19 protein-coding genes are annotated in these 18,642 nt (G+C 54.5%); 13 read left to right on the forward strand and 6 right to left on the reverse strand.

Annotated features, from left to right (window positions below):
• Nucleotides 1-18 precede the first annotated feature (18 nt).
• Together recF and gyrB are read left to right on the forward strand one after the other, a co-directional pair.
• Nucleotides 19-1,104 carry a DNA replication/repair protein RecF gene (gene recF / locus FHW71_RS19890; protein ID WP_061719989.1) on the forward strand — a complete coding sequence of 362 codons (1,086 nt, stop codon included), beginning with the start codon at nucleotides 19-21 and terminating at the stop codon, nucleotides 1,102-1,104.
• Nucleotides 1,105-1,121: 17 nt separating this feature from the next.
• Nucleotides 1,122-3,530, forward strand: a complete 2,409-nt coding sequence (gene gyrB, locus FHW71_RS19895; RefSeq protein ID WP_008105298.1) for a DNA topoisomerase (ATP-hydrolyzing) subunit B — start codon at nucleotides 1,122-1,124, stop codon at nucleotides 3,528-3,530.
• Nucleotides 3,531-3,581: 51 nt separating this feature from the next.
• Here the strand turns inward: gyrB and FHW71_RS19900 are convergent, their stop codons facing one another.
• A complete protein-coding gene (locus FHW71_RS19900; protein WP_179452913.1) occupies nucleotides 3,582-5,054 on the reverse strand; it encodes a HAMP domain-containing sensor histidine kinase in 1,473 nt (490 codons plus the stop codon).
• A gap of 10 nt (nucleotides 5,055-5,064) precedes the next feature.
• Nucleotides 5,065-5,775, reverse strand: a complete 711-nt coding sequence (locus FHW71_RS19905) for a response regulator transcription factor (RefSeq protein WP_008105296.1) — start codon at nucleotides 5,773-5,775, stop codon at nucleotides 5,065-5,067.
• A gap of 322 nt (nucleotides 5,776-6,097) precedes the next feature.
• Between FHW71_RS19905 and FHW71_RS19910 the strand changes: the two genes are divergently transcribed.
• From FHW71_RS19910 to FHW71_RS19955, 10 genes are all read left to right on the forward strand, one after another.
• Nucleotides 6,098-6,703 carry a cytochrome b/b6 domain-containing protein gene (locus tag FHW71_RS19910; protein ID WP_179452912.1) on the forward strand — a complete coding sequence of 202 codons (606 nt, stop codon included), beginning with the start codon at nucleotides 6,098-6,100 and terminating at the stop codon, nucleotides 6,701-6,703.
• Between the two features lie 10 nt (nucleotides 6,704-6,713).
• Nucleotides 6,714-7,502, forward strand: a complete 789-nt coding sequence (locus FHW71_RS19915; RefSeq protein WP_008105294.1) for a molybdopterin-dependent oxidoreductase — start codon at nucleotides 6,714-6,716, stop codon at nucleotides 7,500-7,502.
• A 67-nt stretch (nucleotides 7,503-7,569) separates the two neighbouring features.
• Nucleotides 7,570-7,884, forward strand: a complete 315-nt coding sequence (locus FHW71_RS19920) for a hypothetical protein (RefSeq protein WP_179452911.1) — start codon at nucleotides 7,570-7,572, stop codon at nucleotides 7,882-7,884.
• 150 nt (nucleotides 7,885-8,034) lie between these two features.
• Nucleotides 8,035-8,844 carry a sugar-phosphatase gene (yidA, locus tag FHW71_RS19925; RefSeq protein WP_008105292.1) on the forward strand — a complete coding sequence of 270 codons (810 nt, stop codon included), beginning with the start codon at nucleotides 8,035-8,037 and terminating at the stop codon, nucleotides 8,842-8,844.
• 259 nt (nucleotides 8,845-9,103) lie between these two features.
• Nucleotides 9,104-9,802, forward strand: coding sequence for a FadR/GntR family transcriptional regulator (locus FHW71_RS19930; RefSeq protein ID WP_101763893.1), 699 nt, complete (start codon nucleotides 9,104-9,106; stop codon nucleotides 9,800-9,802).
• Nucleotides 9,799-10,677: a 2-dehydro-3-deoxygalactonokinase gene (locus tag FHW71_RS19935; RefSeq protein WP_179452910.1), complete on the forward strand. Its 879-nt coding sequence runs from the start codon at nucleotides 9,799-9,801 to the stop codon at nucleotides 10,675-10,677. The genes FHW71_RS19930 and FHW71_RS19935 overlap by 4 nt, the downstream gene beginning before the upstream one ends.
• Nucleotides 10,661-11,278 (forward strand): 2-dehydro-3-deoxy-6-phosphogalactonate aldolase, encoded by a 618-nt coding sequence (locus FHW71_RS19940; RefSeq protein WP_008105289.1) that lies wholly within the window; start codon nucleotides 10,661-10,663, stop codon nucleotides 11,276-11,278. The genes FHW71_RS19935 and FHW71_RS19940 overlap by 17 nt, the downstream gene beginning before the upstream one ends.
• Nucleotides 11,275-12,423 (forward strand): galactonate dehydratase, encoded by a 1,149-nt coding sequence (dgoD, locus tag FHW71_RS19945; RefSeq protein WP_007893527.1) that lies wholly within the window; start codon nucleotides 11,275-11,277, stop codon nucleotides 12,421-12,423. The genes FHW71_RS19940 and dgoD overlap by 4 nt, the downstream gene beginning before the upstream one ends.
• Before the next feature lie 193 nt (nucleotides 12,424-12,616).
• Nucleotides 12,617-13,909, forward strand: coding sequence for an MFS transporter (locus FHW71_RS19950; RefSeq protein ID WP_154156947.1), 1,293 nt, complete (start codon nucleotides 12,617-12,619; stop codon nucleotides 13,907-13,909).
• A 129-nt stretch (nucleotides 13,910-14,038) separates the two neighbouring features.
• Nucleotides 14,039-15,301 carry a DUF3748 domain-containing protein gene (locus FHW71_RS19955; protein ID WP_179452909.1) on the forward strand — a complete coding sequence of 421 codons (1,263 nt, stop codon included), beginning with the start codon at nucleotides 14,039-14,041 and terminating at the stop codon, nucleotides 15,299-15,301.
• Here the strand turns inward: FHW71_RS19955 and FHW71_RS19960 are convergent.
• Nucleotides 15,279-15,638, reverse strand: a complete 360-nt coding sequence (locus FHW71_RS19960) for a YceK/YidQ family lipoprotein (protein ID WP_061720068.1) — start codon at nucleotides 15,636-15,638, stop codon at nucleotides 15,279-15,281. The two genes, FHW71_RS19955 and FHW71_RS19960, sit on opposite strands and share 23 nt — an antisense overlap.
• A 286-nt stretch (nucleotides 15,639-15,924) precedes the next feature.
• Between FHW71_RS19960 and ibpA the strand changes: the two genes are divergently transcribed.
• Nucleotides 15,925-16,338, forward strand: a complete 414-nt coding sequence (gene ibpA, locus FHW71_RS19965; protein ID WP_008105285.1) for a small heat shock chaperone IbpA — start codon at nucleotides 15,925-15,927, stop codon at nucleotides 16,336-16,338.
• 48 nt (nucleotides 16,339-16,386) lie between these two features.
• Here the strand turns inward: ibpA and FHW71_RS19970 are convergent, their stop codons facing one another.
• Genes FHW71_RS19970 through FHW71_RS19980 form a run of 3 tightly spaced genes read right to left on the reverse strand, consistent with a single transcriptional unit; the run spans nucleotide 16,387 to nucleotide 18,642 of the window.
• On the reverse strand, nucleotides 16,387-17,292 hold the full coding sequence (locus FHW71_RS19970; RefSeq protein WP_179452908.1) for an EamA family transporter: 906 nt from the start codon (nucleotides 17,290-17,292) through the stop codon (nucleotides 16,387-16,389).
• Between the two features lie 21 nt (nucleotides 17,293-17,313).
• Complete coding sequence (locus tag FHW71_RS19975) at nucleotides 17,314-17,814, reverse strand: YbaK/EbsC family protein (RefSeq protein ID WP_179452907.1); 501 nt, start codon at nucleotides 17,812-17,814, stop codon at nucleotides 17,314-17,316.
• A 27-nt stretch (nucleotides 17,815-17,841) separates the two neighbouring features.
• Nucleotides 17,842-18,642, reverse strand: coding sequence for a 2OG-Fe(II) oxygenase (locus FHW71_RS19980; RefSeq protein ID WP_154156943.1), 801 nt, complete (start codon nucleotides 18,640-18,642; stop codon nucleotides 17,842-17,844).

Consider the following 18,642-nt stretch of genomic DNA (forward strand, 5'->3'; position numbering starts at 1 on the left):
CCTCTCGCTGGATTCGTTATGGCTTTAACCCGCCTCCTGATTAAAGATTTTCGCAACATCGAGCAGGCCGATCTGGCTTTAGCGCCGGGCTTTAATTTCCTTGTCGGTGCCAACGGCAGCGGCAAAACCAGCGTGCTGGAGGCGATTTACACGCTGGGACACGGTCGCGCGTTTCGCAGTTTGCAAGCTGGCCGCGTGATTCGTCACGATCAGGACGCCTTTGTGCTGCACGGTCGCATCGAAGGCAGCGAACGAGAATTGTCGGTCGGTTTGACCAAGAATCGTGCTGGCGACAGCAAAGTGCGAATTGATGGCAGCGATGGCCACAAAGTGGCGGAGCTGGCGCAGCTGCTGCCGATGCAACTGATTACGCCGGAAGGATTTACCCTGCTCAATGGCGGTCCAAAATACCGTCGTGCCTACATCGATTGGGGCTGTTTTCACGCCTCGCCCGGATTTTTTCATGCCTGGAGCAATTTGCGTCGTCTGCTAAAACAACGCAATGCGGCGCTGCGTCAGGTTTCGCGCTACAGCCAGATTCGTCCGTGGGATCAGGAACTGGTGCCGCTGGCCGAGCAGATTAGCGCCTGGCGCGCCGAATACAGCGCGGCGATTTCCCGCGAGATCATCGCCACCTGCGGGCAGTTTTTACCGGAGTTTGAGTTGGCGTTCTCTTTCCAGCGCGGCTGGGATAAAGAGAGCGATTACGCCGAACTGCTGGAACGCAATTTCGAGCGCGACCGCGCGCTCACGTACACCGCCAGCGGCCCACATAAAGCCGATTTTCGTATTCGTGCCGAAGGTACGCCGGTGGAAGATTTACTCTCACGCGGCCAGTTAAAACTGCTGATGTGTGCGCTGCGCTTAGCGCAGGGCGAATACCTGACGCGCAGCAGCGGAAGACGCTGTTTGTATTTGATTGATGACTTTGCCTCAGAGCTGGATGACACCCGTCGTCGGCTGTTAGCTGAACGCCTAAAAGCCACGCAGGCTCAAGTATTTGTCAGCGCCATTGGTGTCGAGCATGTAATCGACATGAGTGATGAAAAGGGCAAGATGTTCCGCGTGGAACAGGGTAAAATAGTGGTTCAACCTGAAGATTAAATGAGCGAGAAACGTTGATGTCGAATTCTTATGACTCCTCAAGTATCAAAGTCCTGAAAGGGCTTGATGCGGTACGCAAACGCCCGGGCATGTACATCGGCGATACGGATGACGGCACCGGTCTGCATCACATGGTATTCGAAGTCGTGGATAACGCAATCGACGAAGCGCTCGCCGGTCACTGTAGTGATATTACCGTTACTATTCATGCAGATAACTCTGTCTCAGTGCAAGATGATGGCCGTGGTATTCCTACCGGCATTCACCCGGAAGAGGGCGTCTCTGCTGCTGAAGTGATCATGACCGTCCTACACGCCGGCGGTAAATTTGATGATAACTCGTATAAAGTTTCCGGTGGTCTGCACGGCGTTGGCGTTTCAGTCGTAAATGCCCTGTCGCAGAAGCTGGAGCTGACCATTCGCCGTGAAGGTAAAGTGCATCAGCAGGTTTATCAGCACGGCGTGCCGCAGGCACCGCTGGCGGTTTCCGGTGATACCGATGCAACCGGTACTCGCGTGCGCTTCTGGCCGAGCTACGAAACCTTCACCAACGTGATTGAGTTTGAGTACGAAATCCTGGCAAAACGCCTGCGTGAACTGTCGTTCCTCAACTCTGGCGTCTCAATTCGTCTGGAAGACAAGCGCGACGGCAAGAACGATCACTTCCACTACGAAGGTGGCATCAAGGCGTTTGTTGAGTATCTCAACAAGAACAAAACCCCAATTCATCCAACGGTGTTCTACTTCTCGACTGAGAAAGATGGCATCGGCGTAGAAGTGGCGCTGCAGTGGAACGATGGTTTCCAGGAAAACATCTACTGCTTCACCAACAACATTCCACAGCGCGACGGCGGTACGCATCTGGCCGGCTTCCGTGCGGCAATGACGCGTACGCTAAACGCCTACATGGACAAAGAAGGCTACAGCAAAAAAGCCAAAGTCAGCGCGACCGGTGACGATGCGCGTGAAGGTTTGATTGCCGTGGTTTCCGTGAAAGTGCCGGATCCGAAATTCTCATCTCAGACCAAAGATAAGCTGGTCTCTTCAGAGGTGAAATCGGCGGTTGAGCAGCAGATGAACGAACTGCTGGCGGAATACCTGCTGGAAAACCCGTCTGACGCGAAAATTGTGGTCGGTAAAATCATCGATGCGGCGCGTGCGCGTGAAGCAGCCCGTCGTGCACGTGAAATGACTCGCCGTAAAGGCGCGCTGGATTTGGCCGGACTGCCGGGCAAACTGGCCGACTGTCAGGAGCGCGATCCGGCGCTGTCTGAAATCTACCTTGTGGAAGGGGACTCAGCGGGCGGCTCAGCAAAACAGGGCCGTAACCGTAAGAACCAGGCGATTCTGCCGTTGAAAGGTAAAATCCTCAACGTAGAGAAAGCGCGTTTCGACAAGATGCTCGCTTCGCAGGAAGTTGCCACGCTGATCACCGCGCTGGGCTGTGGTATCGGCCGCGATGAATACAATCCGGACAAACTGCGTTATCACAGCATCATCATCATGACCGATGCGGACGTCGACGGCTCGCACATTCGTACGCTGCTGTTGACCTTCTTCTATCGTCAGATGCCAGAAATCGTCGAACGTGGTCACGTCTACATTGCTCAGCCGCCACTGTACAAAGTGAAGAAAGGCAAGCAAGAACAGTATATTAAAGACGACGAAGCGATGGATCAGTATCAGATTTCTATCGCACTCGACGGCGCAACGTTGCACACCAATGCCAGCGCACCGGCATTGGGCGGTCAGCCGCTGGAAACGCTGGTGGCTGATTTCAACGGCACGCAGCGCATGATCAAACGTATGGAGCGCCGTTTCCCTACGGCTCTGCTACGCGGCCTGATCTACCATCCAACCTTAAGCGACCTCAGCAATGAAGCCGACGTGAAGGGCTGGATTGACGGTTTAGTGGCCTATTTGACCGAGCGTGAAGCGCACGGCAGCAGCTACCTTGCGCACGTCCGCGCTAACCATGAGCAGAACCTGTTTGAACCGGTGCTGCGAGTGCGTACGCACGGCGTGGATACTGATTATCCGCTGGATAGCGAGTTCATCGATGGACCGGAATACCGCAAAATCTGTGCGCTGGGCGAACAGCTGCGCGGCCTGATCGAAGAAGATGCCTATATCGAACGTGGCGAACGTCGTCAGCCGGTCACCAGCTTCGAGCAGGCGATTGAATGGCTGGTGAAAGAGTCGCGTCGCGGCCTCTCAGTACAGCGTTATAAAGGTTTGGGTGAGATGAACCCAGAGCAGCTGTGGGAAACCACCATGGATCCAGATAGCCGCCGCATGTTGCGCGTGACCATCAAGGATGCGATTGCTGCCGATCAGCTGTTCACTACCTTGATGGGCGATGCGGTTGAACCGCGTCGCGCCTTCATTGAAGAGAATGCGCTGAAAGCCGCCAACATCGATATCTAATCGACACGGAAAAACATAAAAACCCTTCCCTGCTGGAAGGGTTTTTTGTTTTCAGCGCGGGATAGAGAAACGGAAGCAAGCGCCCGATGTTTGATCATCCAGACGGATATCACGCTCATGCAGTTGCAGGATGCGGCGCACCACCATCAACCCCAACCCCCCGCTATTTTTGCGCGTGCTGGCATGCGTTAACGCAGATGGACGCTCAAACAGCGTGGCGCGTAAATTATCAGGAATGCCCGGCCCGGAATCTTTCAGGCTCACTTCTACCTCACGATCGGCGCTGCGTAACGTCACCTCAATGGTGCCCGCTTCCGGCGTATGCTTGATCGCATTATCAAACAGGTTGGTCAGCACGCGATCGATCATCGAAACATCGGCATTCACCTGTGGCAGCTGCTCTGGCATATCCACCACAAAGCGGATATTGCGCGTGCTGGCCATTAACTCAAACTTCTGTACCACATCGTAAGTCAGTTCCGAGAGGCTAAACATCTCTCGATTAGGCTTGATCACGCCATATTCCAGCTGTGCCAGCTCAAATAGCTGCTGCGCCAGCATGCTAACTTTCTGGCTTTGCGACAGCGCGATGTGCAGATAACGCTGACTCTCGGCCGATTTCAGGCTGTCCGATTTATACAGCAGGGTTTCGAGGTAGCCATGCAAAGTGGTGAGCGGCGTACGCAGATCGTGCGAGATATTGGCAACAAAATCGCGGCGCAGCTGGTCCTGATAAGCCAGCTTTTCCCACTGAAAAGCGACGCGTCGCGCCATGCCGACAAAGGCACCTTGCAACAAACTCACTTCATCTTTTTCATGAGGTTTTGGCAGCGGGAGATCAGCCAGTTGTTTTATCTCGGTCATGTCTTCACGGTTGAGTTGGCGAACGCGCTGCGTTAACTGACGCATAGGCCGCGTGATCAAACTAAACGCCACCGCGCCCGCCGTCAGGCCAAATAACACCACCAGTAAAGATGACCAGAAAGACGTGCGCATCAGAATATCAATCTGTGCTTCCTGCGCCAGCTGGTGATAGTTCTCGCCCTGCAATATCACATACAGATAGCCCACCGTTTGACCATTACGCGCCAGCGGTGCCACGCTAAATACTTTATTTTCCTGCAGATTACGCGGATCATCACCGTATACCGGCGATGTCGCGCCATTCAGTTGCGCCTGTATGGGCTTCAGGCTTACATGGGTGCGTTTGATATGACCTGGCGGCGCCGCATCGGCGAGAATGTTGCCCTGCAAGTCCAGCAAATAGACTTCCACGCTGGGATTGAGCACCATCAAATCGCTAAACAGTGCCTTCATTAGCGGCAAGTTAACGCCTTTTTCACCAATCATATTGGGATTGAGGCTGGCGATGCTACGCGCCAATCCATCGGACAAACGCTGCACCACCGCGCTACCATATTGCGCGTTAATACGAATCTGCATCCAACCTGACAGCAGTGTGCAAAGTAACAGCAAAGAAGCGAAAACCAGCGCCAGGCGCTGGCTGAGTGTCAGGCGTTTCATCATTATTAACCTAATTCGCAGGTAGCGAGAATTTGTAGCCTTTTCCCCACACCGTAAGGATGTAGTGCGGTTCAGCAGGATTATCTTCAATTTTTAACCGTAAGCGGTTGATGTGTGTATTCACAGTGTGTTCATAGCCATCGTGTTGATAGCCCCAAACCTGATTAAGCAGGTTGAGGCGGGAGAACACTTTTCCCGGATGTTTGGCGAAGTGATAGAGCAGATCAAATTCCCGAGGCGTTAAGGTGATTGGCTTACTGTCCAGCCAGACTTCACGTGCCACCGGATCAATCATTAATGCGCCCAGCTGTAAGGTGCCGGCCTCCATGCGTGAATTTAAGTTCATCGCTTCCTGACGCCGAAACAGCGCTTTAAGTCGCGCCACCAATTCCAGCACCGAAAAAGGCTTCGGCAGATAATCATCTGCACCCAACTCAAGACCCAACACGCGATGCACTTCACTGGAGCGTGCGCTGATCATAATGATCGGCGTATAGCGCTTCATGGCGCGTGCCCGGCGACAGATTTCCAGCCCATCGATACCGGGCAACATCAGATCGAGAATTAAGGCGTCCCAATGCTGAGATTCCAGAAGCTTAACGGCGAGATTTCCGTCTGCGGCATGTGTTACATCATAACCTTCATCCTGAAAGTTTAAGCGCAGAACGTCGGCAATCCCGCTGTCATCTTCGACGATAAGTACTTTTTTTGCGTCAGACATCATCCCTTCCTGCTTCGCTAATTTAATCAATATTACCGCTTAAAACCCCTCAGAGTTTTCACATTTTGTTTAACTCGACGTGAGGCTTTGGTGAACAACAATTGGACACAATAGCATCCAGACATGAGTGATTGAGGTCAGACATGGATGGAAATTATTGCGTCTGCACCGGGGAAAGTGGCTGACGTTATCAAGCCAAATGGAAGGTAAACAGAGAATGAGCTCATGCGTCTATTGAGACATTTCTTGTCATACGGCTCGGCGGAATGACGGCAGAATGCGGCCTGAATTTATTGATGGGACCGGTTAAATGGAGATGCAGATGGATGATAAATCAAAATGTTCAGCCGTGATCCATCCGTGGTGGTTACGCGTTTGTCACTGGATGAATGCTGCGGCCATTGTGATTATGACGCTGAGCGGATGGCGTATTTATAACGCTTCTCCACTCTTTGATTTTCGCTTTCCCGGTGAGATTACTCTCGGCGGTTGGTTGGGTGGTGCGTTGCAATGGCACTTCGCCGCGATGTGGATTTTCGCCGCAAATGGTGTGGTTTATCTGCTGATGAACCTGTTTACCGGTCGCTTCGGTAAGAAGTTTCTGCCGCTGAGTTTGCGCGGATTCTTACATGATGCACTCAGCGCGCTGAAAGGCAAATTAGCCCATGCAGATTTACGTCAGTACAACAACGTACAGCGCGCCGCTTATCTGTTTGTGATGGTGGTTTGCCTGCTGCTGGTGCTGTCTGGCTTAGTGCTGTGGAAATCGGTGCAGTTTGGACTGTTACGCGACCTGCTGGGCGGTTATGAAGCGGCACGTTACATCCACTTTTATGCCATGTCAGCGTTGGTGGGATTTGTCGCGGTACATATTGTGATGGTGGCGCTGGTACCAAAAACGCTGCTCGCAATGTTGCGCGGACGCTAAGGAGAGCGAAATGAAAAAAATTGATGTTGATCTTTCGCCCAGCGATGCAGATGCCTTGGTCAAAGAGGCGCAGCAGTTACTGGCACGCAAACTGGATTCATCCTCACGTCGACGCTTTTTACGTCAGGGCTTAACGCTCGGCGGCGTAGTGATGTTAACCGGCTGCGATCTCACTGATAAACCGGACGTTGATAGCGTGCTGAATAAATTTTCCCGCTTCAACGATCGTGTGCAGAGCTGGCTGTTTAATCCGGCCAATCTGTCACCGGAATACAGCGCCGATCGTATCTCGCAATCTTTTCCGTTTAACGCGTTTTACGGTGAGGAAGATATCCCGCAGATCAATGGCGACCAGTGGCGCCTGGAGATTGCCGGGCTGGTGAATGATAAGCGTAGCTGGTCGCTGCCTGAGCTCTACAACATGCAGCAGGTTGATCAGATAACGCGCCATATCTGCGTTGAAGGTTGGAGTGAGATTGGTCGCTGGGGCGGCGTGCGTTTTGCTGATTTCCTGAAGCTGATTGGTGCCGACACCACAGCCAAATACGTCAGCTTCAAGTGTGCGGATGATTATTACACCAGCATCGATATGGCATCGGCGCTGCATCCGCAAACCATCATGGCATTGAGCTGGGATGGACGAATTCTACCGCCTGAATATGGTTATCCGATGAAGATCCGTATTCCCACCAAACTGGGATACAAAAATCCGAAGCATATTCAGGTGATAGAAATAACCAATCGTTATACCGGTGGTTACTGGGAAGACGAGGGCTACAACTGGTTCGGCGGAAGCTGATCCCTTAACTCGGTGCCATATTGCGCCAACACCTTTTATAAACCCTAGAAATGTAAGGAAACACCCGATGAAAAACGTAATCGTAGCAACCTTTATCGCTTCAATGATGACCATGTCTGTGGCTTACGCTGCTGATACCATGGGCAAAGACGCCATGAAAAAAGACGAAATGGGCATGAAGAAAGATGCCATGCACAAAGACGCGATGGGCATGAAAAAAGATGCCATGAAGAAAGACGAAATGGGCATGAAGAAAGATGCCATGAAGAAAGACGAAATGGGCATGAAGAAAGATGCCATGAAGAAAGACGAAATGGGCATGAAAAAAGATGCCATGAAGAAAGATGAAATGGGCATGAAAAAAGACGCCATGAGCCGCTAAGATCATCCTCTTACTCCATGTATGTCGGGCCATCACTTTCGTGATGGCCTTTTTCTTTACGGGGAAAAAATCTGAAGTCGGGTGCGAAACTGGTCAATGTGAGCTGAATCGCGCTAGCATTGATCAAAACCCTGACTCAACGAGGACGTTATGGCTATAAAACTGGTTGCAATCGATATGGACGGCACGCTGCTCAATCCGCAGCACGAGATCACGCCTGCAGTTAAATCGGCCATTGAGCGCGCACATAAAAAAGGTGTGATGGTGGTGCTCACTACCGGCCGTCCTTTCGTCGGCATTCAGCGCTATTTAATGGAGCTGAATCTGGTTGATGAAGGCCAATACTGCATCAGCTACAACGGTGCGCTGGTGCATCGCGCTAATGATGGCGAGTGCGTCGCGGAAATCACGCTGGGTTTTGATGACTATTTATATATCGAACAGCTGGCGCGCGACCTTGGCGTCCACTTCCAGGCCTTCGACAAATCCTTCCTCTATACGCCGAACAAAGACATCAGCGAATTCACCATCCACGAAGCGAGCCTGACCGGTATTCCAGTGCGCTATCGTTCCGTGGAAGAGATGGATCGCGCCACGCGTTTCCCTAAGCTGATGATGATCGATAAGCCCGATCTGCTGGATTCTGCCATTCAGCGCTTGCCGCAGCAGGCACGCGACAACTACACCATTCTCAAAAGCGCGCCTTACTACCTCGAAATCCTCGATTCCCGCGTGAATAAAGGTCAAGGCGTGAAAATGCTGGCGGAGAAGCTCGGCCTGGCGCGCGAAGAAGTGATGGCAATTGGCGATCAGGAAAATGATCTGGCAATGATTGAGTATGCCGGAACCGGCGTAGCAATGGGCAATGCCATTGATTCGGTGAAGAAAATCGCGCAGTTCATTACCAAAACCAATATGGAAGACGGCGTAGCGCACGCCATTGAAGAGCTGGTGCTGTAAACCCTTCTTATTCTCCTCACGCTGTTTTTTGGTCGCCATAAATGGCGACCCTACAAACTTCACCAAGCCACTGTAGGGTCGCCATTCATGGCGACCTTATTACATCATCGCACATGCATTGTCTATTTTGTGATCCAGATTGTAGTACAGCTTAACTTAATGGTACTACAATCGGCGGCGCAGGTCAGGGCGGCGGTTAGGCTTCGCTACGCGAAAGCAGTAATCTGATGCGTAACTGCCTTTCATTGAATGGAACATCATGACACAAGAACAATTAAGCAAAACAGAGCGCATCATCCTGACGCTGGGTGAAGAAATTGTGGCCGGCAAATTTGTACCGGGCGCGGCGTTACCCGCCGAAGCTGAGCTGTGTGAGCGCTTCGGCACCTCGCGCAACATCATCCGCGAAGTATTTCGCTCGCTGATGGCGAAACGTTTGATGGAGATGAAGCGCTATCGCGGCGCGTTCGTCACGCCGCGCAATCACTGGAACTATCTCGATAGCGACGTATTGCAGTGGGCGCTGGCGCACGATCAGGACCCGCGTCTGATTGCCGCCATGAACGAAGTACGTGTGCTGGTCGAGCCGCAGATTGCGCGCTGGTCAGCCGAACGCGCCACCTCAAGCGATCTGGCTGCGATTGAACTGGCATACAACGACATGGTTGCTAACCACCTCAATCGTGATGCCTTCAATGAAGCGGATATCCGCTATCACGAAGCGGTGCTGAATTCGGTACACAATCCGGTGCTGCAGCAGCTCAACGTGGCGATCAGCCAGCTGCAAAAAGCGGTGTTCGCGCAAACCTACATGGCGGACGAAGGCAACATGCCGCGCACGCTCGCCGAACACAAAGCGCTGTTCGATGCCATTCGTCATCAGGATGGCGATGCTGCTGAGCAGGCGGCGAAAGCGATGATTGCCAGCTCCACGGCGCGACTCAAGGAGATTATGTGACCCGCTATATTGCGATTGATTGGGGCTCAACCAACCTGCGCGCCTGGCATTATCAGGACGACGTTTGCATCGATGAGCGTCGTTCGGAAGCCGGCGTCACGCGCCTGGGCGACCGTACGCCAGCGGAAGTGTTTGCCAGCATCACTGCCGGTTGGCCAGTCAACGACGTGCCGGTGGTGATGGCGGGCATGGTGGGCAGCAATGCCGGCTGGCTGTCGGTGCCGTATCTCTCCTGTCCGGTGGCGCTGGGCGAAATCGCTAGCCGCCTGACGCGCGTTGAGGATAAAGCGTGGATCGTGCCGGGATTGAGTGTCGAACGTGCTGACAACTGCAACGTTATGCGCGGTGAAGAGACGCAGCTGCTCGGCGCGTTAGAACTGCAACCTGCGCCGCTCTACGTGATGCCAGGCACGCACGCCAAATGGGTGAAGATGGAACAGGATCGCGTGCTGGATTTCCGCACCGTGATGACCGGTGAACTGCATCATCTGCTGCTGAAACAGTCGCTGATTGGCGCGGGTTTACCCGAGCAGCAAGAGAACGCGGCAGCTTTTCGCGAAGGCGTGCAAGTCGGCAGCAACGATGCTTCGATTCTCTCGCGCCTGTTTGAAGTCCGCGCTTCTCACGTGCTCGGCGCACGCGATCGCCGCCATATCAGTGACTTTCTTTCAGGCTTGCTGATTGGTCACGAAGTGGCGCTGATGACGCAACAGGCCAACGCCACAAGCCGACCGATCACCATTATTGCCGGTAGCGCGCTGGCGCAACGTTATCAGCAGGCGCTGCAGTTTATCGGCATGGATTCAGTCACGCTGGAAGGCGATCGTGCTTTCCAGCACGGAATAAGGAGTATTGCGAATGTCCTGGCAAACTAAAGTCCCGCTGATCGCCATTTTGCGCGGCATCACGCCGGATGAAGCCGAAGCGCACGTTGGCGCACTGATTGAAGCGGGTTTCGATGCGATTGAAATCCCACTTAACTCGCCGGAGTGGGCGAAAAGCATCGGCGCGATGGTGAAGACCTTCGGCGATAAAGCGCTGATTGGCGCGGGTACGGTGCTGAATCCGGCGCAGGTCGATGAGCTGGCAACGCTGAACAGCAAATTAGTCGTCACGCCAAACACCGATGTTGCGGTAATCCGTCAGGCGGTCGCCAAAGGGATGATCGTCGCCGCCGGTTGCGCCACCGCGACCGAAGCGTTCACCGCCTTACAGGCAGGTGCGCAGGCGCTGAAAATTTTCCCGTCGTCAGCTTTTGGTCCGGGCTACATCAAAGCGCTGAAAGCGGTGCTGCCGCCGGAAGTGCCGGTGTTTGCCGTGGGCGGCGTGACGCCGGAAAACCTGCATGAATTTATGGCCGCAGGCTGCATCGGCGCGGGCCTGGGCAGCGATCTCTATCGCGCCGGCCAACCGCTGTCACGCACTGTGGAACAGGCTCGCGCATTTATTGCTGCATATAAGGACGCTGTACGATGAAAATTACCAAACTGACCACTTATCGCCTGCCGCCGCGCTGGATGTTCCTGAAAATTGAAACTGACGAAGGCATTGTCGGCTGGGGCGAACCGGTGATTGAAGGCCGCGCGCGCAGCGTGGAAGCGGCGGTACATGAGCTGTCGGAATACCTGATTGGTCAGGATCCGGCGCGCATCAACGATTTATGGCAGGTGATGTATCGCGGCGGCTTCTATCGCGGCGGTCCGATTCTGATGAGCGCCATCGCCGGTATCGATCAGGCATTGTGGGATATCAAAGGCAAAGCGCTCGGCGTGCCGGTATATCAACTGCTTGGCGGTTTAGTACGCGACAGCATCAAAGCCTACAGCTGGGTAGGCGGCGATCGTCCGGCCGATGTGATTGATGGCATCAAGAAACTGCGCACCATCGGTTTTGATACCTTCAAACTCAACGGCTGCGAAGAGATGGGCATTATCGATAACGCGCGCAAAGTCGATGACGCGGTGAATACCGTGGCGCAGATCCGTGAAGCCTTTGGCAAAGAGATTGAGTTTGGCCTCGATTTCCACGGCCGCGTTAGCGCGCCAATGGCAAAAGTACTGATCAAAGAGCTGGAACCCTATCGCCCGCTGTTTATTGAAGAGCCAGTGCTGGCGGAGCAGGCGGAATATTATCCGCGTCTGGCAGCGCAAACTCACATTCCCATCGCCGCTGGCGAACGCATGTTCTCGCGCTTCGAGTTCAAACGCGTGCTGGAAGCGGGTGGATTGGCGATTCTGCAACCGGATCTGTCACACGCGGGCGGCATCACCGAGTGCTACAAAATTGCTGCGATGGCCGAATCTTACGATGTGGCGCTGGCTCCACACTGTCCGCTGGGCCCAATCGCGCTGGCCGCGTGCCTGCACGTTGACTTCGTCTCACGCAATGCGGTGTTCCAGGAACAGAGCATGGGGATTCACTATAATCAGGGCGCTGAATTGCTCGATTACGTGATCAATAAAGACGATTTTAAAATGGATGACGGTCATTTCTATCCATTAAATAAACCGGGCCTCGGCGTGGAAATTAATGAAGAGTTAGTGATCGAACGCAGTAAAAATGCCCCTGACTGGCGTAATCCCTTATGGAGATTCCCGGATGGTTCTGTCGCCGAGTGGTAATTAATACGTATTAAATTTTATTAAATCTCGATAATTATATGCCGGTGAAATAGGGCATAGGGTTTCGCTCAGCCTGTTTCCCGGCACAGCTTATTTACCGCTAATGCGGTTTTACCTTTGATATCGCTACCCTACATTTGCCGGGGCGTGCTCTGTCGCGCCTAAACGGCAAAAACGATTACGGAGAAACACCATGGATCTCTCTGCTGTTCAGGCCAAACCGACGCGCCGTCGTTATATCACGCTGCTGATGATATTTATTACGGTGGTCATTTGTTATGTCGATCGCGCTAATTTAGCCGTCGCGTCCGCGCATATTCAGGAAGAGTTCGGTATTACCAAAGCGCAAATGGGTTATGTATTCTCAGCCTTTGCCTGGTTATATACGCTGTGCCAGATTCCCGGCGGCTGGTTCCTCGATCGCGTGGGTTCACGCTTAACCTATTTTATTGCCATCTTTGGCTGGTCGGTTGCGACCTTATTACAGGGTTTCGCCAGCGGATTATTATCGTTAATTGGTCTGCGTGCGATTACCGGCATATTTGAAGCGCCGGCTTTCCCTACCAATAATCGCCTGGTAACCAGCTGGTTCCCCGAGCAGGAGCGCGCTTCCGCCGTCGGCTTCTACACGTCCGGTCAGTTTGTCGGCCTGGCGTTCCTCACGCCACTGCTGATCTGGATTCAGGAACTGCTGAGCTGGCATTGGGTGTTCATTATTACCGGCGGCATCGGCATCATCTGGTCGTTTATCTGGATCAAGTTCTATCAGGCGCCGAGCCAGAGCAAAGGCATTAATAAAGCCGAGCTGGAATACATCCGTGAAGGCGGCGCGATGGTGGATGGCGATGCGCCGAGCGAAAAGAAAACCCGCACCAAACTCACCGCCGCCGACTGGAAACTGGTGTTCCACCGCAAGCTGTGCGGCGTCTATCTTGGTCAGTTCGCCGTGACATCCACGCTGTGGTTCTTCCTGACCTGGTTCCCGAACTATCTGACGCAGGAAAAACATATCGCGGCACTTACCGCTGGCTTCATGACCACCGTGCCATTCCTCGCGGCATTCGTTGGCGTGATTCTGTCGGGCATCGTCGCCGATCGTCTGGTGCGCAGCGGTCGTTCGCTCGGTTTTGCGCGCAAAACGCCAATCATCTGCGGCCTGCTGATTTCCACCTGCATCATGGGCGCGAACTACACCAATGATCCAATCTGGATTATGACGCTGATGGCGATCGCTTTCTTCGGCAACGGTTTCGCCTCAATCACCTGGTCGCTGGTCTCTTCGCTGGCACCGGTGCGTCTGATTGGTTTGACCGGCGGCATGTTCAACTTTGTTGGCGGCCTGGGCGGCATCACCGTGCCGCTGGTGGTGGGCTATCTGGCGCAGGATTACGGCTTTGCACCAGCGCTAGTGTATATCTCGGCGGTGGCGCTGATCGGTGCACTGTCTTATATCCTGTTAGTCGGTGATGTAAAACGCGTAGGTTAATACACCCCGTAGGGTCGCCATTCATGGCGACCTTGCCAATAACCGCACTGTAACCGCAACCCGGTTTATTCGCATCGCCCCGCCAAATCACGTAATTTATCCGGCAACTGTTAGATGGAAGGTTGCCTAATGTCAGAACAACAAATCACCTTTGCCGCGCGTCATCATCAACTCACCAACATCAACGTCTGGACCGGCGACAGCCAGTGGCTGGCATTTGATGTGCGACCTTCCGGCGCCTCTTTTACCAGCCTGACCATCGAGCGCGTCAACGTGGCAAGCGTCGCCGTTGAGGTGCTGTATCAGGCACGCGATGGCGCGCACGTTGGCGTGGTCACCGTCAGTCCGGATCTGCCATCGCGTTACGTCTGTATTCATGGCCCGGAACATCCGGATGCGCACTGGCGCTACGATTTTCATCACCGACGTGGCGTGATCGTGCAGCAAGGCATCGCCGAGAACCTCGACGCCTGTGACATCACCGCGCCTTACACGCCCGGCGCGCTGCGCGGTGGCTCGCATGTCCACGTCTTCAGCCCGGACGGTTCGCGCCTGAGTTTTACCTACAACGATCATGTGATGCATGAAAAAGATGCCGGCGATGACCTGCGCAACGTCGGCGTGGCCGTGCCGCTTCATCCGGTGTGTCCGCCCAAACAGCATCCGCGTGAATATGAGGGCAGCCATTATTGCGTGTTGGTCAGCCAGACGCAGCGCGATCCACAGCCGGGCAGCGACCAGATCGATCGCGCCTATGAAGAGTGCTGGATCGGGAATCAAGGCTATCAGAAAGCGGATGGCAGTTGGCAGCGCTGGGCCATCGCCTTTATCGGCGATACGCGCGCCGTGAACGGCGACAAAGTGCCGGAAGTGTTCGTGGTGGATCTACCCGCCGCATTAGCCGATTACGCCAAAGCTGGCGCATCGCCCTTGCAGGGCACGGCGGATAAATTGCCTGCGCCGCCAGCTGGCGTGCAGCAGCGCCGCATCACGCACACCAACGGCCTGGCACTGCAGCCGCGTCACTGGCTGCGCGCCTCAGCGGATGGCAGCGCCATCGCCTTTTTGCTGGCGGACGATCAGGGCGTGATTCAGCTGTGGACGGTTTCACCCAATGGCGGTCAGCCGCGTCAGGTGACGCAGTTAGCGAGCAGCATTCAGTCGGCGTTTAGCTGGCATCCACAAGGCGGCGCGATAAGCTTTATCTGTGATAACAGTGTGATGCGCTGTGAGATGGCGACGGGGAAATGTACGCGCTTGACGCCACGTAGCGATCAGGCGCCATCCGGTGATGCGGTGGTTTGGTCGCCGGATGGAGAAAAGATCGCTTATATGCGGGAAGTAGACGGCTGGCGGCAGCTGTTTTACGTTAGTGCGGCTGCGCGGGCATAGCAGCCGCGGTCGCCAGGCTGGATTGCGTGCCAGCCATTTTTTCGCTCTGCATCACGCGCTCGTGGATGGAATCCTTACTTTTATCGTCGTCAGAACGGAAGTAATCCCACGGCAGCAACACGGTATCCATTACCGCTGAGAACGGGAGATCGATCAGCGCCAGCGGCTTGATCGCCCAGCTGGTGTTGTCGTCAGTGATCATCTCTGCACTGGCGCGCGTGCCGGGATAGTAGCCCTGACTGGCGCCGGTGTGAGACATAACGCTGGAGCAGCCCGAAGTAACGAAGGTACTGCAAACCAGCACAGCTGTGAGCGGAAAGCGTTTCATCATATTCATCATCATCATCCCTTCAGTCATGGCATGGCCCTGGCTGGAGTGTGTCACCTGACGTTAAGCAAAGCTCTATGGCCGCGTCTTGATTCTCAGGCGAATCGTCCCCTGAGTGTATGTCATATCGTCAGAATTGCTGTAAAAAAATACGCATCAGCCCTTGAAAGCGACCAGGCTGCACCCACTTTTAAGGAACGGTCTTGTTGCTGTTGCCGGAAGGGACAACAACGGACTGCCCAACCTGTCCATGGTGGAAGGTTGCCTAAACTTGCTGAATATCAGGAGTCTTATTATGCGTAATTTTGATCTCTCTCCACTTTATCGTTCTGCCATTGGTTTTGATCGCCTGTTTAACCTGCTTGAGTCCAACCAAAACCAGGCCAATGGTGGCTATCCTCCGTATAACGTTGAGCTGGTGGATGAGAATTTTTACCGTATCACCATTGCCGTGGCGGGCTTTGCCCAGAGCGAGTTAGATATCACCTCGCATGACAACGTGCTGGTGGTGCGCGGTGCGCATCCTGAAGAGCAGCCGGAGCGTAAGTACCTGTATCAGGGCATCGCCGAGCGCAACTTCGAGCGCAAATTCCAGCTGGCCGATCACATCACCGTGCGCGATGCGCGTCTGGAAAATGGTCTGCTGAGCATCGATTTAGTACGCATCGTCCCGGAAGAGGCGAAACCGCGTCGTATCGAAATCCTGTAATCAGGATGTGAGTTGAAAAAAAACGCCGCTGAAAAGCGGCGTTTTTGTTTAGGTGCGCACCAATAATCGCTGACTGACCATGCCGCCAAACACATTCACCAGCAGGCCGAGGATGATCACTGAAACCCCAATCATCTGTTGAATCGACAAGGTTTCACCGAGAATCAGCGCCGCGCTGAGAATGCCCACCACCGGCACCAACAGCGACAACGGAGCCACGCGCCAGGTTTCATAGCGACTCAGCAAGTTACCCCAAATCGCATAGCCGACAATGGTGGCGATAAAGGCGAGATAGATCAGCGCCAACACCGTTTGCAGCGAGATGTGCAGCAGGCTGGTCACAATCGCCGCTTCGCCATCGAACAGCCACGAGCAGGCAAAAAACGGCACTATCGGCACCAGCGCACTCCACACCACCAGCGACATCACCGGCACTTTGCGGTTACGCAAAATGATTTTGTTGGTGATATTGCCGAGCCCCCACGACAGCGCCGCAGCCAGCGTCAGCATCATGGTAGTGAGCGTAATGCCCGCGGTGGTTTGGCCTTCCATGCCTGCGGTCGCCAGCATAAACATGCCGAGCGTCGCCACTAAAATGCCGGCGATGTGATTCCAGCGCAGCTTCTCCGCCAGGAACAGCGCGCCCAACAGCAAGGTGAAAAAGGCCTGCGCCTGTAACACCAGCGACGCCAATCCTGCCGGCATGCCCAGTTTGATGGCAAGGAACAGAAAGGCGAACTGGCCAAAGCTGATGGTCACGCCATAAACGATCAGCCAGCGCAGCGGAATCGCCGGACGCTTCACAAACAAGATCGCCGGAAACGCCACCAGGCTAAAACGCAATCCCGCCAGCAAGAAGGGCGGCATGTCCTGCAGGCCCAGCTTAATCACCACAAAATTCACGCCCCACGCCACCACAACCAGCAGGGCCAACAACATATCTTTAACTGACATACTCATTCCTTCCTGCCGTAATCAGGCAGTTGCCGTTACCGGTGTCGCGATCTCGGCACAACATTCTTCACCGACAATCTTAAAGAAATCATCCACCTGTAAAGCAATGGAGCGATCCAGTGCGCCGGCGTTGAACCACAGCGTGCCGACGTCGCGCAGGCGCGCATCGACGCGCAGCGCCAGCCGGTCATCAAAACTAAACGGCGGCACCGCGCCCATCACGCACTGAGTTAACTCCTGCGCTTTCTCTGGCGCAGCAAAACTCGACTTCTTGCCGCCAATGGCGCGTGCGGCGCTTTTGAAGTTGATCTTGCAGTCGCCCGGCACAATCGCCAGCAGATAGCGCGCATCCGCGCCATCCGGCATCGTCACTTCCAGCACCATCGCTTTGGCCGCCTGATTGAGATCGTTACCGCGAATCTCGCTAATCAGGTCGGTCTGGCCGATGGCTTCATGCTCCACCACGCGATAACGCGCCTGATGCTGATCCAGCAGGGCCGCTACTTTTTCATAGGTATTCATGCTCGTCTCCTCGTCGAAAACCTGGCGTTAACTCCAGGCGATGGCGTGTTTCATTTTTTTGTCGGTCAGGCCAAAGAAGAAGCCCATGGTGATGCGCGTGTCGCCTTCCACGCGATCAATTTCGTGATAAAACGCAGGGTTAAACAGATAGATATCGCCACTGCGCGGTGAGAACTCGCACACCTCGCTGTGCTCAATAACGCCGGTTTGATAACCAAGCTCGCCCGGCGTTTTGTAGTACTCATCCACCGGCTGCCACTTCTTATTGAAGATGCGCAGCTCGCCGCCGGCGTTGCACTCCTGCAAACAGACCACGCAGCTGAGTTGATGCAGGATGTGGGTCACCGCCAATCCGCTGCCAGCGGCATCGCGCACGATGTTGTCGTTATGCAGGGGATTGGCGACGCCGTTAGCGTGGAAGCGCACAATCGAACCGGCGTAATCGCCCAGTTCAGGTTCGTTAGCGGTTTGCAGGCTTTCCAGGCGCAGCGCGTGCTTAACCCAGTTGTAGATCTGATCGCGCAGGCAGTGCAGCGACGGCGGCAGCGCGGGCTGGATATCGCGCAGTTCGGTGAAGTAGTTTTCCGGCGCTGCGGTGTGCTTCGCCAGATAAGGGCCAAGCGTGGTCAGCGCGCCGTTCGGGTAGTGCGACACCCGCACCTGTTCGCGACACTGCTGCAAATCATCTACCACCGCTGCGCGCACGTCCGGCGTGAGGAAGTTACGTAACACCAGCAACGGCACGCGCGCTGTGACGATGTCATCCAGCCAGGTGCTTTCCACAAACATGTTCGGATGAATAACGCGGATCTGATTGAAAATCGCCAT

It is taken from the genome of Enterobacter sp. Sphag1F (assembly GCF_014193275.1).
Lineage (GTDB): Bacteria > Pseudomonadota > Gammaproteobacteria > Enterobacterales > Enterobacteriaceae > Pantoea > Pantoea symbiotica.

What these genes read in the sequence shown, in the direction of transcription:
- recF (WP_061719989.1), top strand. Translation starts at nt 19, where the DNA reads ATGGCTTTAACCCGCCTCCTGATTAAAGATTTTCGCAACATCGAGCAG.
- gyrB (WP_008105298.1), top strand. Translation starts at nt 1,122, where the DNA reads ATGTCGAATTCTTATGACTCCTCAAGTATCAAAGTCCTGAAAGGGCTT.
- FHW71_RS19900 (WP_179452913.1), bottom strand. Translation starts at nt 5,054, where the DNA reads ATGAAACGCCTGACACTCAGCCAGCGCCTGGCGCTGGTTTTCGCTTCT.
- FHW71_RS19905 (WP_008105296.1), bottom strand. Translation starts at nt 5,775, where the DNA reads ATGTCTGACGCAAAAAAAGTACTTATCGTCGAAGATGACAGCGGGATT.
- FHW71_RS19910 (WP_179452912.1), top strand. Translation starts at nt 6,098, where the DNA reads ATGGATGATAAATCAAAATGTTCAGCCGTGATCCATCCGTGGTGGTTA.
- FHW71_RS19915 (WP_008105294.1), top strand. Translation starts at nt 6,714, where the DNA reads ATGAAAAAAATTGATGTTGATCTTTCGCCCAGCGATGCAGATGCCTTG.
- FHW71_RS19920 (WP_179452911.1), top strand. Translation starts at nt 7,570, where the DNA reads ATGAAAAACGTAATCGTAGCAACCTTTATCGCTTCAATGATGACCATG.
- yidA (WP_008105292.1), top strand. Translation starts at nt 8,035, where the DNA reads ATGGCTATAAAACTGGTTGCAATCGATATGGACGGCACGCTGCTCAAT.
- FHW71_RS19930 (WP_101763893.1), top strand. Translation starts at nt 9,104, where the DNA reads ATGACACAAGAACAATTAAGCAAAACAGAGCGCATCATCCTGACGCTG.
- FHW71_RS19940 (WP_008105289.1), top strand. Translation starts at nt 10,661, where the DNA reads ATGTCCTGGCAAACTAAAGTCCCGCTGATCGCCATTTTGCGCGGCATC.
- dgoD (WP_007893527.1), top strand. Translation starts at nt 11,275, where the DNA reads ATGAAAATTACCAAACTGACCACTTATCGCCTGCCGCCGCGCTGGATG.
- FHW71_RS19950 (WP_154156947.1), top strand. Translation starts at nt 12,617, where the DNA reads ATGGATCTCTCTGCTGTTCAGGCCAAACCGACGCGCCGTCGTTATATC.
- FHW71_RS19955 (WP_179452909.1), top strand. Translation starts at nt 14,039, where the DNA reads ATGTCAGAACAACAAATCACCTTTGCCGCGCGTCATCATCAACTCACC.
- FHW71_RS19960 (WP_061720068.1), bottom strand. Translation starts at nt 15,638, where the DNA reads ATGAATATGATGAAACGCTTTCCGCTCACAGCTGTGCTGGTTTGCAGT.
- ibpA (WP_008105285.1), top strand. Translation starts at nt 15,925, where the DNA reads ATGCGTAATTTTGATCTCTCTCCACTTTATCGTTCTGCCATTGGTTTT.
- FHW71_RS19970 (WP_179452908.1), bottom strand. Translation starts at nt 17,292, where the DNA reads ATGTCAGTTAAAGATATGTTGTTGGCCCTGCTGGTTGTGGTGGCGTGG.
- FHW71_RS19975 (WP_179452907.1), bottom strand. Translation starts at nt 17,814, where the DNA reads ATGAATACCTATGAAAAAGTAGCGGCCCTGCTGGATCAGCATCAGGCG.
- FHW71_RS19980 (WP_154156943.1), bottom strand. Translation starts at nt 18,642, where the DNA reads ATGGCGATTTTCAATCAGATCCGCGTTATTCATCCGAACATGTTTGTG.